Genomic DNA, 13,683 nt, shown 5'->3' on the forward strand with positions numbered 1-13,683 from the left:
GCGGGGCTCAGCTCCTCTCGGCCGTGCCACGGCCCTGCGGGGACGTGGGGGGCAGCGGGTCGGTGCGGGAGGCCTGGGCCTCCGGATAGGCCTCGTGGCCGGGAGCGGTGGGCGGGGCGGGTACCTCGTCGACCCGTTCCGCGGACTCGATCCGGGCGGCGCAGACCTTGTACTCGGGGATCTTGGAGCGGGGGTCGAGGGCGTCGATGGTGAGGGCGTTCGCGGCCGTGGGGACCGGCCAGTGGTAGGGGATGAAGACGGTGTCGGGGCGGATGGCCTCGGTGACCAGGGCGGGGAAGACCTCGCTGCCGCGGCGGGTGACCACGCGGACCGGGTCGCCGTTGGCGAAGCCGTGCGAGGGGTGGACCTCGACCCAGGGGCGGGGGGTCTGTTCGACCAGGGCGCCCAGCCTGCGGGTCTGGTTGCCGGAGAGGAAGTGGGCGACGGTGCGGCCGGTTGTGAGCGAGAGGGGGAATTCCTCGGTGTAGGCGTCCATGGGGGGATGCCATTCCACGACCTGCATGTGGATCTTGCCGTCGGGGTGGTAGGTGCGGCCGTCCTCGAACAGCCGGGGGGTGCCCGGGTGCTCGGTGGAGGGGCAGGGCCAGGCGATGCCTCCGGTCTCCTCCAGCCGTTCGTAGGTGATGCCGTAGTAGTCGTTGACGGTGCCCGCGGAGGCGATCCGGAGCTCTTCGAAGACCTCGCGGGAGCCGGGGAACTCGAACTTGTCGCCGGCTCCCAGCCGGCGGGCGAGTTCGCAGATCACCCAGGTGTCGGTGCGGACCCCGGGCGGGGGCTCCTGGGCCTTGTTGTGCTTGACCACCCGGGCTTCGGCGTTGGCCATCACGCCCTCGTCCTCGGCCCAGGTGGTGACGGGGAAGACCACATGGGCGTTGGCGGCGGTCTCGGAGAGGAAGAAGTCGAACTGTGCGTGGAACTCGGCCGTGTCGTAGCCCTCCTTCACCACCGCGTAGTTGGGGAGGGAGACGAAGGGGTTGTTGCAGATGCCGATCAGGCCGCGGATCTCCTTCCGCTGCATCTGCCAGACCATTTCCATCATCGAGGTCCCGGCGGCGGGGAGTTCGGACTCCTCGATTCCCCAGATCTCGCAGATCTGGCGGCGGTGCTCGGGGTTGGTGATGGAGCGGCCGCCGGGGAGGAGGTCGGACTTCTGGCCGTGTTCGCGGCCGCCCTGGCCGTTGCCCTGGCCGGTGATGGTGCCGTAGCCCGCTCCGGGTTTGCCGATGTTCCCGGTGGCCACGCAGAGGTTGATCACGGAGAGGCAGTTCTCGACGCCCTGGGAGTGGTGTTCGATGCCGCGGGCGTGCCAGGCCATGGCGCGGTCGGCTCCGGCGAAGGTGCGGGCGACCTGGACGATCTGCTCGGCGGGGATGCCGCAGATCTCGGCGGCGCGCTCCGGCGGGTAGTCGGCGACGGTGTCGCGGACCTCTTCCCAGCCGGTGGTGTGGGCGCCGACGAAGGCCTCGTCGTCGAGTTCTTCCCTGATCACCACATGGAGGACGGAGTTGAAGAAGGCCGAGTCGGTGCCCGGTTTGAGGGCCACGTGGATGTCGGCGGTGCGGGCGATGGCGGTCTCCCGCGGGTCGACCACGATCAGGGTGGCGCCGCGGTCCCGGGCGCCCCACAGGTACTGGGTCATCACGGGGAAGCACTCCCCCACGTTGGACCCGGCGATGAGCAGGCAGTCGGAGAGGAGGATGTCGGAGAAGGGGTTGCCGGCGCGGTCGATGCCGAAGGCGAGTTTGTTGGCGCCGGCGGCGCTGACCATGCAGAGCCGTCCGTTGTAGTCCACGTGCTTGGTCTTCAGGGCGACCCGGGCGAACTTGCCCACCAGATAGGTCTTCTCGGAGAACAGACTGGCGCCGCCGAGCAGTCCGAAGGCGTCGTTGCCGTAGGTCTGCTGGATGCGTCGGATCTCGGAGACGGTGAAGTCCAGGGCCTCCTCCCAGGAGGCTTCGCGGAACTCCTCGTCGCGGGAGCGGCGCATCAGGGGTGCGGTCAGCCGGTCGGGGTGGTTGACCTGCTGGTAGGCGTTGATGCCCTTGGGACACAGCCGCATCCGGTTGATGTCGTGGTTGCGCGGTTCCACTCCGAAGACCTTGCCGCCCTGGTCGACCCGGAGGTACATGCCGCACTGGACCCCGCAGAAGCAGCAGTGGGTGGGGACCAGGGTCTCCCCGTTCTGGTCCGCGTGCCACTGGTCGGCGGGGATGCCGCCGGCGTCCCGGAAGTTGCGGGTTCCGGGCGGGGCGATCGCGGGGTCCAGCGGGATGTGCTGCCGGGTCACTTGTAGCCCTTCTTGACGTGGGTGAGGTAGGCGTTGCCGCGCAGGACCCGCTTGCAGCGGGGGCAGTACTCGGCCCAGGCGTCGAAGCCGAGCTTGAGGTCGCGCATGGTGCCGCGCAGGTTCTCCACGTAGGGGGCGGTGTCCACGGGTTCGCCGCAGCGCTTGCAGGCGAAGACCTGCTCGTCCTCGCGGGTCGTGTACTTGAACAGCTGCATGCCGACCGCGGCGGGGCGCTGGACGATGTGGAAGAACTTCCCGAAGGGGATGTAGATGAGGGTGAAGACCACCGAGACCATGTGGAGGATCGCCAGGAACTCGTAGCCGCCGCCGTGCAGGAAGATCGAGGAGAAGGTGAGGAGCAGGCCCGTCACGGAGATGACGATCAGGCAGATCAGCGGGAGCAGGTCGTAGGCGAAGCGCTGGCCGGTGATGGCTCCCCGGTCCCTCATGCGCCGCCAGAGGAAGTAGGAGGCGCCGGGGATGACCAGGACGGCGGCGATGTCCAGGCCGTGGAACATCAGCCAGCCGATGATGTTGAGGGAGTCGAAGCCGAGGACCTTGATGCCCCAGATCCGCATGTCGTAGCCGGGTCCGGCTCCGGAGTCGGCGGTGAAGGTGAACCAGCCCCAGGTCAGCGGGAAGGTGATGGCCGCGGCGAGCAGACAGCCCCAGAAGATCAGCTGGTGGGCGATCCAGCGGCCGCGGGAGCGGGCGCCGAGGAACTTCTGGAAGCCGAGATAGGTGGCGATCATCTTCGGCAGGGCGGTGGGGGCCTTCTTGAAGTTCTCGGCGGAGAAGAAGCTGCCGAAGCCCCGTTTGAAGAGCCGGCGGGCTCCGGGGGCCGAGACCCACACGGTGTAGCGGTAGGCCACGCCGAAGGCGAGGAAGACGATGGCCACGGCGTAGGGCAGCAGTGCCGAGTCGAAGTCCCGGAGGAAGCGGCTGCCCAGCACGATCGCGACGATCAGGAGGAGGGAGGTGACGGCGCCCGCGAGGGTGGCGCGCGCGGCGACGGACAGACCCGTCCCGGTGGGCTCCTGCGGGGGCGCCGCCTCCGGGGGAGGCGGCGCGGCGGCGACTGCTTCTGTGGGCTCGGGCACAGCACCACGCTAGGCGGTATAGACCGTTTCAGCCCGTTATGAGGGCCCTGCGGGTGGGCCGTTCGGGGGATCTCGGGTGGGGGTCAGACCGCGAGGAGACCTTCGGCGGCGAACACGGCCTTGGCCGCGGCCACCTGTTCCGGGGTCGGGGTGGGCGTGTCGTGCAGGGTGAAGGGCATGTCCAGGGCCTCCCACTTGCTCTCGCCGAGCTTGTGGAAGGGGAGGACGTCCACCCGGGAGACGTTGCCGAGGCCGGCGGCGAAGCGGGCGACCCCGGCGATGTTGTCGGGGGCGTCGGTGAGGCCGGGGACCAGCACGAAGCGCAGGTGGACCTCCTTGCCGAGGTCCGCGAGGCGGCGGGCGAAGTCCAGGGTGGGCTCCAGCGGGCGGCCGGTCAGCGAGCGGTAGGTCTCGCGGTCCCAGGACTTGATGTCCAGCAGGACCAGGTCCACGTCCCGGAGCAGGGCGTCGGTGGCGCGGGCGCCGAGGAAGCCGGAGGTGTCCAGGGCGGTGTGCAGGCCGAGGTCCTTCTTCAGCCGGTGCAGCAGTTCGCCGGCGAAGACCGGCTGGAGCAGGGGCTCGCCGCCCGAGACGGTGGCCCCGCCGCCGGAGGCGGTGATGAAGCGGACGTACTTGCGCGCCTCGGCGATCACGTCGTCGGCGGAGGTCCGCTTGCCGTTGCGCATCCGCATGGTGTCGGGGTTGTGGCAGTAGAGGCAGCTGAGCGGGCAGCCGGCGAGGAAGGTGACGAAGCGGGTGCCGGGGCCGTCGACCCCGGTCGACAGGTCCCAGGAGTGCACGGACCCCTCGCTGGGCCGGTGGGTCGCCGCGGCGGCCGGGGTCTGCGCGGGGCCGGTACCGGATCCGGTGCCGGAGCCGCCGCAGGAGGCGGCGGTCGGGCCGACGGGGATGGTCGAGCCGAGGAGGACGGTCATGGCAGGCGCTCCTGTCGGGACGGATCCGGGCGGGGAGGGAGGGAGGGGAGAGAGGGGAGGAGGAGGCGCGCGGTCCGGGGCGGGGGTGAGGGCCCGGCCCCGGAGCCGCGCGGTCGGTGGGGCTTCCCTTACAGGGAGCCGTGGAAGGTGCGGTTCAGGACGTCCAGCTGCTGGGCGCGGGTGAGGCGGACGAAGTTGACCGCGTACCCGCTGACCCGGATGGTCAGCTGCGGGTAGTTCTCCGGGTGCTCCATGGCGTCCATCAGGGTGTCCCGGTTGAGGACGTTGACGTTCATGTGGAAGCCGTCGCTGGCCATGTAGCCGTCGAGCACGCCCGCCAGGTTCTTGATCCGCTCCTCGGGGGTGCGGCCCAGGCCGTCGGGGGTGACCGTGTTGGTCAGCGAGATGCCGTCCTCGGCGTCCTCGTAGGGCAGCTTGGCGACCGAGAGGGCGGAGGTGACGTAGCCGTGGGTGTCGCGGCCGTTCATCGGGTTGGCGCCCGGGGAGAACGGCTCGCCGGCCCGGCGGCCGTCGGGGGTGTTGCCGGTCTTCTTGCCGTAGACCACGTTGGAGGTGATCGTCAGGACCGACTGGGTGTGCTCGGCGCCGCGGTAGGTCTCGTGCTTGCGGACCTTCTTCATGAACTCCTCGACCAGCCAGACGGCGATGTCGTCGACCCGGTCGTCGTTGTTGCCGTAGGCCGGGTAGTCGCCCTCGATGGTGTAGTCGGTGGCCAGGCCGGTCTCGTCGCGCAGGGCGGTGACCTTGGCGTACTTGATGGCGGCGAGGGAGTCGGCGGCGACCGAGAGGCCGGCGATGCCGCAGGCCATGGTGCGTCGGACGTCGCGGTCGTGCAGGGCCATCTCGATGCGCTCGTAGGCGTACCGGTCGTGCATGTAGTGGATGACGTTCAGGGCGTGCACGTAGACGTTCGCGAGCCATTCCATCTGGGCGTCGAACTTGGCCAGGACCTCGTCGTAGTCGAGGACCTCGGCGGTGACCGCGCCGGTCTCCGGGCCGACCTGGGCGCCGGACTTCTCGTCCCGGCCGCCGTTGATCGCGTAGAGCAGGGTCTTGGCGAGGTTGACCCGGGCGCCGAAGAACTGCATCTGCTTGCCGACCGGCATGGCCGAGACGCAGCAGGCGATGGCGGTGTCGTCGCCGAACCGGGGGCGCATCAGCTCGTCCGACTCGTACTGCACGGAGGAGGTGTCGATGGAGACCCGGGCGCAGAACTCCTTGAAGCCCTGGGGCAGCTGCGGGGACCAGAAGACGGTCATGTTCGGCTCGGGGGCCGGGCCGAGGTTGTAGAGGGTCTGGAGGTAGCGGAAGGAGGTCCGGGTGACCAGCGGGCGGCCGTCCTCGCCCATGCCGGCGATGGACTCGGTGACCCAGGTGGGGTCGCCGGAGAACAGCTCGTCGTACTCCGGGGTGCGCAGGAAGCGGACGATGCGGAGCTTGATGATGAAGTCGTCGACGAGTTCCTGGGCCTGCTCCTCGGTGAGGAGGCCGGCCTCGATGTCCCGCTGGAGGTAGACGTCGACGAAGGTGGAGGTGCGGCCCAGCGACATGGCCGCGCCGTTCTGCTCCTTCACGGCCGCCAGGTAGGCGAAGTACAGCCACTGGATCGCCTCGCGGCCGGTGGCGGCGGGGCGGGAGATGTCGTGGCCGTAGGAGGCGGCCATGGCCTTGAGCTCGGCGAGGGCGCGGATCTGCTCGGAGAGCTCCTCGCGCAGCCGGATGGTCTCCTCCAGTCCGCGGGGGCCGGCCGGGAGGGTGTTGAGCTCCTCCTTCTCCTCCTTCTTGAAGGAGATCAGGCGGTCCACGCCGTAGAGGGCGACCCGGCGGTAGTCGCCGATGATGCGGCCGCGGCCGTAGGCGTCCGGGAGTCCGGTGACGATGCCGGCCTTGCGGGCGGCGCGGATCTCGGGGGTGTAGGCGTCGAAGACACCGGCGTTGTGGGTCTTGCGGTACTCGGTGAAGACCTTCTCCAGGTCCTCGGAGACCGGGTAGCCGTACGTCTCCAGGGCGCCGGCCACCATCCGCCAGCCGCCGTAGGGCATGATCGCGCGCTTCAGCGGGGCGTCCGTCTGGAGGCCGACGATGAGGTCCTTGTCCCGGTCGATGTAGCCGGGGGCGTGGGCGGTGATGCCCGAGGGGATGTCGAAGGAGACGTCGTAGACGCCCTTCTCGCGCTCCTCGGGGAACTTGTCCGTGATCGCCTTCCACACGGCGGTGGTGCGCTCGGTCGGGCCGGCCAGGAAGCCGTCGTCACCCTCGTAGGGGGTGTAGTTCTGCTGGATGAAGTCGCGGACGTCGATGGCGTCGCGCCACAGCCCGCCCTTGAAGCCCTTCCAGGCCTCGCCGTTGGTGGTGATTTCCGCAGGAGTGGCAGTCATGGCCCGCACACCTTCCGAGTTCGCGTCTTTGCTTGTCTCCATTGCACGCCCTTTGATCGATCATTTGGGCCCGCGTTGGTCCCCTCCTGCGGCCCGAAGGTCCCGCCCCGGACCGGCCCAGGGGGGAGGTAGGGGTCCTGACCTGGGGCTTCACCCGGGACCAAAGGCCTTAGTTCGCTTGTGAAAACTTTCACAAGAACCTGCTCAGACCACCGTCACCAGGGCGAATCCGGTCCCCACGGCAACCGCCGTGGTCACCAGGCCGGGCAGCATGAAGGAGTGATTCACCACGAACCGGCCCACCCGGGTGGTGCCGGTCCGGTCGAAGTTGATCGCCGCGATGAAGGTTCCGTAGGTGGGCAGCAGGAAGTAGCCGTTCACGGCCGGCCACATGGCGATCAGCAGCGGCGCCGGGATGCCCAGGGCCACGCCCAGCGGCATCAGCGCCTTGGTGGTGGTCGCCTGGCTGAACAGCAGCGCCGACAGCAGGAGCAGCATCACCGCGAAGAACCAGGGGTGGCCCTGCGCGATCCCGCCCAGGGCCGCGGTGATCCGCTGCTCGTTGGCGCCGATGAAGGACAGGCCCAGCCAGGAGAGCCCGAACACCCCGATCACGGCCACCAGACCCGAGCGGGCCACGTCCGTCCCCGGGACCCGGCGGGCGTCCACCCGGCAGCACAGCAGGATCAGCGCCGCCACGGCCATCATCAGGATCTCGATGGTGGCCGGCATGCCCAGCGGACCCTCGCCGGTGTCCGGGCGGAGCGAGGGGAACAGCCCGCTGAGCACCACCGCGGCCGTCCCGGCCAGGAAGAGGTACGCCGACCAGGCCGCCCGGGGGCGGGGCCCCGCCGGCCCGGCCGGGGTGGCGGCCGGAGCCGAAGCCGGGGCGGCGGCCGGGGACGGGGACGGCGGGTCGAGCTCCCCGGCGGCCAGTCGGCGCAGGTACTCCGGGTCCCGGTCCAGCTCCCGGCCCACCCTGGACTGCACGGTGGCCGCCACCAGCACCCCCAGCAGGGTGGAGGGAACGGCCACCGCCATGATCCTGGGCAGGTTCCAGCCGTCCCCGTCGAACATCACGATCATCGCGGCCATCGCCGCCGACACCGGGGAGGCGGTGATGCCCACGGTGGCGGCCACCGAGGAGACGGCGATCGGCCGCTCCGGACGGATGCCGCCCTCCCGGGCCACGTCGTGGATGACCGGCAGCAGGGGGTAGAACACGTGGGCCGTGCCGGCCCCCAGGGTGAAGGCCCAGGAGACCAGCGGGGCGATGTAGGTGACCCGGCGCGGGTTCCGGCGGATCGCCCGCTCCGCCACCCCGACCAGGTGGTCGATGCCGCCGGCCGCCTCCATGGCCGCCGCGGCCATGATCACCGCAAGGATGATCAGCATCACGTCCACGATGCCGGAGGTGTCGGCGGGGGCGACGCCGAAGACCGTGGCGAGCACGAAGACGCCCACCGCTCCCCAGAGGCCCATCGCCACCCCGCCCTTGCGGGACCCGAGGGCGATGGCCCCCACCATGACGCCGAGCTGCAGGACCATCCCGAACACTGCGTGACCTTTCCGACGGTGCGTGCCCCCCTGTGGACGCCAGGACGCCAGGACGCCAGGACGCCCCGCGCGGGGGCGGGGCGTCGGGTGCTGCGCGCTCTAGCTGGGGGCTTCGGCGCCGGGGCGGGCGTAGAACCACCAGGCGACGACGATGCAGGAGGCGTAGAAGCCCACGAAGCCCCACATCGCGCTGGTGACCGCGAAGTTCGCGAACATCGCCGGGATGAAGAAGAAGCCGTAGGCGGCGATGGCGGCGGTGAAGCCGGTGACGGCGCCGGACTCGATCTCCGACTGCTTCAGGGCGGCCGTGTACTCGGGGGTGCCCTCGGTGAGGCCCTTCAGGTGCTGGCTCCGGAAGATCACCGGGATCTGCCGGAAGGTCGAGCCGTTGCCGATGCCGGAGAAGAAGAAGGCCGACAGGAAGCAGAAGAAGAAGCCGTAGAACGAGCCCTGGTCGGAGCCGGACGGCAGGAAGTTGATCACTCCGATGATGGAGATCGCCATTCCGACGAAGGACAGGATCGTCACCCGGGCCCCGCCCAGCTTGTCGGCGATCCAGCCGCCGGCCCAGCGGGCGAGCGCGCCCAGGGCCGGGCCCATCCAGGCGTAGGTGGCGACCGAGTACGCCGGGAAGGTGGTCTTGATCAGCAGCGGCAGGGCCGCCGCGAAGCCGATGAAGGAGCCGAAGGTGCCGACGTACAGCCAGGTCATCAGCCAGTTGTGCTTGCGCTTGAAGATGACCTTCTGCTGGCTGAAGGGGGTGGAGGCGACCTTGAGGTCGTTCTGGCCGAACCAGGCGATCACCGCGAGGACGATCAGGACCGGCACCCAGACGAAGGCCGCGTTCTGGAGGTAGATCTCCGAGCCGTTGGCCTTCTTCTGGCCCGCGCCGATGGCCAGCACCGAGGAGGTGATCAGGATCGGGGTGAGCAGCTGGACCACCGAGACGCCCAGGTTGCCCAGGCCGCCGTTGATGCCGGTCGCGTTGCCCTTCTCCTGCTTGGGGTAGAAGAAGCCGATGTTCGCCAGCGAGGAGGAGAAGTTGGCGCCGCCGATGCCGCACAGCGCGGCGATGGCGATCATCACCCCGTACGGGGTGTCCGGGTTCTGCACCGCGAAGCCCAGCCACAGCAGCGGCACGATCAGCACCACGGTGGAGAGGGCGGTGAAGCGGCGCTGGCCGACCATCGGGCCGAGGAAGGTGTAGAAGATCCGGGCGGTGCCGCCGGTGATGCCCGGGACGGCGGTCAGCCAGAACAGCTGGGACTGGCTGAACCCGAAGCCGACGTCCTTGAGGTTGGTGGCCGTGATGCTCCAGACCTGCCACACCACGAAGGCGACCAGCAGGGCCGGGACCGCGATCCACAGGTTGCGGGTGGCCACCCTCTTGCCGGTGGTCCGCCAGAAGGACGGGTCCTCCGGGGTCCAGTCGGTGATGGTCCGGCCGGGCCGGTACTGCGCCGGGTCGGCGGCGAGCGGCTGCCGTACCGCGTCCTTCGTGGCGGAGCTCATGGCGTGTCCTCAAACGTCGAGAGGTGTCCTTGCCTATCCAGGTTCCGCCCCGGGACCCGGCCCCCGGCAGAGGAGAACGCACTGTGGGCGGCGGGACCTTGTCCCACCGCCCACCAGGCGTTCGACTCCCCCGCGGCGAGCCCTACGGCAGCGGCAGCACCGGCAGCGAGACCTCCGGGTCGTCCAGGCAGACACCGGTCCGCAGGTCGAAGACCTGCTTGTGCATCGGCGAGGCCACCACCGGCACCCCGTCCCGCGACCCCATGATCCCGTCCGCGATCACCTCGGCCCCGGAGAAGGGGTCCCGGCCGCCCACCGCGTACACCTCGCCCGCCCGGTCCTTGAACACCGCCGCCGTCGAGCCGTCCGGCAGGACCGCGCTGCGCCCGCGGCCCGCTTCGAGGACGGCCTCCCCGGAGGCCGCCGCCCCGAAGTCCACCGTGCCGAAGCGGTCCAGGGCCGCCGGGTCCTCCAGGACCGCCTGCCACTCGTCCTGGTAGGCGGCCACGTGCCGCTCCATCTGGGCCTCCAGCTCGGCGCAGATGCCCAGCGAGTCCTCGATCAGCACCTCCCGCAGGTGGTCCAGCCCGCCGGTGCTGCCGCCCAGCCGCTCCACCCAGGCCGCCGTCCGCTCCAGGCGCTCCCCGGTGCGGATGTAGTACATGAGGAACCGGTCGGTCAGGACGAGGAGTTCACCCGTGGACAGGTCCGCGGCCAGCAGGTCCGCGTGGCGCGGGACCGCCCCGCCGTTGCCGCCGACGTAGAGGTTCCAGCCGTTGGCGGTGGCGATGACCCCGATGTCCTTGCCGCGGGCCTCGGCGCACTCGCGCAGACAGCCGGAGACCCCGCCCTTGAACTTGTGCGGGGTGCGCAGGCCCCGGTAGCGGAGCTCCAGGTCGATGGCCAGCTGGATGGAGTCGCCCTGCCCGAACCGGCAGAACCGGGCCCCGACGCAGGACTTCACGGCCCGCAGGGACTTGCCGTACGCCTGGCCGGACTCGAAGCCGGCCCCGCCCAGCCGCCGCCAGATGTCGGGCAGCTGCTCCTTGCGGGCACCGAACAGGCCGATCCGCTGGGCACCGGTGATCTTCGTGTAGAGGCCGTAGTCGCGGGCCACCTCGCCGAGCGCCACCACCTGGTCGGCGGTGATCTCCCCGCCCGCCACCCGGGGCACCACCGAATAGGTGCCGTCCTTCTGGAGGTTGGCGAGGAACAGGTCGTTGGAGTCCTGGAGGGCCGCCTGCTCCCCGTCCAGGATGTGCCGCAGCCCCAGGTCGGGGGCGAGGGTGCCCAGCACGTTGGCCACCACCGGCTTGCAGACGGCGCAGCCCTCGCCGCCCTGCCCGTACCGCTCCAGCAGCTCGGAGAACCCGCGGATCCGCTCGGTGCGCACCTTCTCGTAGATCTCGGCCCGGGTCAGCGCGAAGTGCTCGCACAGTCCGCGCGGCTTCTCGATCCCGGCCGCCGCCAGCTCCGCGTCCAGGACCGCCTGGAGGGTGCCCAGGCAGCCGCCGCAGCCGGTGCCGGCCTTGGTGCACTGCTTGATCCCGCCGACATCGGTGAGGGACTGCTCGGTGACGGCAGTCCGGACCTGCCCCTTGGTGACGTTGTGGCAGGAGCAGACCACCGCGTCGTCGGGCAGGGCGTCCGCGCCGGGCGGTGCCGCGCCCTCGGTGCTGGGCAGGATGAACGCCTCCGGCGGGGCGGGCAGCTGTCGGCCGGCGTGCGGCTTCAGCGAACCGTAGGCCTCCGCGTCCCCGACCAGGATGCCGCCGAGGAGGGAGCCGTCGGGGCCGAGCAGCAGCTTCTTGTACACGCCCTCGCGGGCGTCGGAGAACACCACGGAGACGGCGGCGTCGCGGCCCTCGGGGGCGAAGGGGTCGCCGAAGGAGGCCACGTCGGCGCCCATCAGCTTCAGCTTGGTGGAGGTGTCGGCGCCGGTGAACACGGTCCGGCCGTCGCCGGCGAGGGCGTCGGCGACCGTCTCGGCCATCTGGTAGCCGGGCGCGACCAGCCCGTAGACCTTGCCGTCCACGGTCTGCGCGCACTCGCCGACCGCGTAGACGTACGGGTCGCTGGTGCGGCAGTGCGCGTCCACGACCACCCCGCCGCGGTCGCCGACGGCCAGCCCCGACTCGCGGGCCAGCCGGTCGCGCGGCCGGACCCCGGCGGAGAACACCACCACGTCGGCGCTGATCTCCCGGCCGTCCGTCATCCGCAGGCCCGCGGCCCGCCCGTCGGCGTCGGTGCGCACCCCGGCCGCGCCGACCCCGGTGTGCACGGCCACGCCCATGGACTCGATGGTGGCGCGGAGCGCGGCGGCCCCGCCGTCGTCCACCTGGAGGGGCATCAGCCGGGGCGCGAACTCCACCACGTGGGTGGTCAGTCCGAGGGTGCGCAGGGCGCCGGCCGCTTCCAGGCCGAGGAGTCCGCCGCCGATGACCACTCCGGTGCGGGCGGTCTTCGCGTAGCCGGTGAGGGCCGCCACGTCGTCGAGGGTGCGGTAGGTGAAGCAGCCCTGCGCGTCGGCGCCCTCGATCGGGGGGACGAAGGGGTAGGAGCCGGTGGCCAGGACCAGCGCGTCGTAGCGGAGGACGGCGCCGGAGGCGGCCGTCACCGTCCGGGCGGCGGTGTCCAGGGCCACCGCCGGATCGCCCAGCCGCAGGTCGATGCCGTGGCGTTCGGTGAACCCGGGGGCGACCAGGCCGAGCTCCTCGCCGGTGGCGCCGGTGAAGGCGGCCGACAGGTGGACCCGGTCGTAGGCGGGGCGGGTCTCCTCGGCGAGCACGGTGACCTGCCAGCCGGTGTCCCCGGCCCGGCCGGGTCCGGCGAGCGCGTCCCGCTCGGCGAGGGCTTCCAGCAGGCGGTGTCCCACCATGCCGTGGCCGATGACAACCAGCGTCTGCGTCATGGGGCTCACTCCGGGTCGCGCGGGGCCGCGGGGATGCGGCCGCCACCTCCTTCGACGGTAGGTCTCCGCCCCCGCCCCGACCGGCCGTGAAGGGCCCGAAGCGGGCGGCCGCAGGTCCCCCTCGGGGCGGGACCTGCGGCCCGGCCGCGACCGCCGCCCGGCCCCTGCGCGGACCGTCCGGGGGGCCTAGCGTGGAAGCATGCTCGTACTCGCCGTGCACGGCAGCGCCGTCCCGGCCGCCGCCGCGACCATCGACCGGCTGACCGCCGCCGTGGAGTCGCTGAGCGGGGTCCGGGCCCTGGTCGGCCACCTCGACGTGCAGCACCCGTCGCTGGCGGAGGTGCTGCGGGCCCACCCGGACTCGGTGGTGGTGCCGCTGCTGCTCGGCGACGGCTACCACCGGCGGGTGGACCTGCCCGCCGTGATCGCCGCGAACGCCCCCGGGGCCCGGCTGACCGCCGGCCTGGCCGGCGAGCCGGAGGTGGGCACGGCCCTGTACGGGCGGCTGCGCGAGGCGGAACGCCGACGCGGGCCGTTCGCCCGGGCCGACGCGGTGGTGGTGGCCGGCGCCGGCTCCTCCCGGCCCGGCGGGAACACCGGCACCGAGGCCTGCGCGGCCCGGCTGGCGGAGCTGCTGGCCGCCGACCCGGCCGACCCGGCGTCCGGGACCCCGGTCCCGGTCCGGACCGCCTATCTGACCTCGGCCGCGCCCACCGTGGAGGAGGCCCTGGCGCGGCTGCGGGACGAGGGCCACCGGCGGATCGCGGTGGCCGCCCACCTGCTGGCCCCCGGCCGCTTCACCCGCGCCCTGGAGGGCTGCGGCGCCTGGACGGTCTCCGCCCCGCTCGCCGACCACCCCCGCCTGGCCCGCCTGGTCCTCTCCCGCTACGCCACCGCCACCCCGGCCCACGGCCCCCGCACCCTCCGCACCGCCCGCCTCGCCAGCTAGCGGGTGCCACTA

8 protein-coding genes are annotated in these 13,683 nt (G+C 71.6%); 1 reads left to right on the forward strand and 7 read right to left on the reverse strand.

Annotated elements, in window-relative coordinates:
• Positions 1–7: 7 nt before the first annotated feature.
• The 7 genes from ACZ50K_RS13155 to nirB all read right to left on the reverse strand — a co-directional run bounded on the left by ACZ50K_RS13155 (position 8) and on the right by nirB (position 12,722).
• Positions 8–2,308: a molybdopterin oxidoreductase family protein gene (locus ACZ50K_RS13155; RefSeq protein ID WP_468901603.1), complete on the reverse strand. Its 2,301-nt coding sequence runs from the start codon at positions 2,306–2,308 to the stop codon at positions 8–10.
• Positions 2,305–3,408, reverse strand: coding sequence for an MFS transporter (locus ACZ50K_RS13160; protein WP_468901605.1), 1,104 nt, complete (start codon positions 3,406–3,408; stop codon positions 2,305–2,307). The genes ACZ50K_RS13155 and ACZ50K_RS13160 overlap by 4 nt, the downstream gene beginning before the upstream one ends.
• A gap of 83 nt (positions 3,409–3,491) precedes the next feature.
• A complete protein-coding gene (gene pflA / locus ACZ50K_RS13165) occupies positions 3,492–4,343 on the reverse strand; it encodes a pyruvate formate-lyase-activating protein (protein WP_468901607.1) in 852 nt (283 codons plus the stop codon).
• Between the two features lie 128 nt (positions 4,344–4,471).
• Entirely contained in the window at positions 4,472–6,742 is a 2,271-nt protein-coding gene (gene pflB, locus ACZ50K_RS13170; protein ID WP_468901609.1) for a formate C-acetyltransferase, read from the reverse strand.
• A 204-nt stretch (positions 6,743–6,946) separates the two neighbouring features.
• Positions 6,947–8,290 carry an anaerobic C4-dicarboxylate transporter family protein gene (locus tag ACZ50K_RS13175; protein WP_468902410.1) on the reverse strand — a complete coding sequence of 448 codons (1,344 nt, stop codon included), beginning with the start codon at positions 8,288–8,290 and terminating at the stop codon, positions 6,947–6,949.
• 108 nt (positions 8,291–8,398) lie between these two features.
• On the reverse strand, positions 8,399–9,811 hold the full coding sequence (locus tag ACZ50K_RS13180; RefSeq protein WP_468901612.1) for a NarK family nitrate/nitrite MFS transporter: 1,413 nt from the start codon (positions 9,809–9,811) through the stop codon (positions 8,399–8,401).
• Positions 9,812–9,953: 142 nt separating this feature from the next.
• Complete coding sequence (gene nirB / locus ACZ50K_RS13185) at positions 9,954–12,722, reverse strand: nitrite reductase large subunit NirB (RefSeq protein ID WP_468901614.1); 2,769 nt, start codon at positions 12,720–12,722, stop codon at positions 9,954–9,956.
• A 199-nt stretch (positions 12,723–12,921) separates the two neighbouring features.
• Here nirB and ACZ50K_RS13190 point away from each other — a divergent pair, with 199 nt between their 5' ends.
• A complete protein-coding gene (locus ACZ50K_RS13190; RefSeq protein WP_468901617.1) occupies positions 12,922–13,671 on the forward strand; it encodes a sirohydrochlorin chelatase in 750 nt (249 codons plus the stop codon).
• The last annotated feature ends 12 nt before the right edge of the window (positions 13,672–13,683 follow it).

It is taken from the genome of Streptomyces sp. NPDC033845, assembly GCF_055576225.1.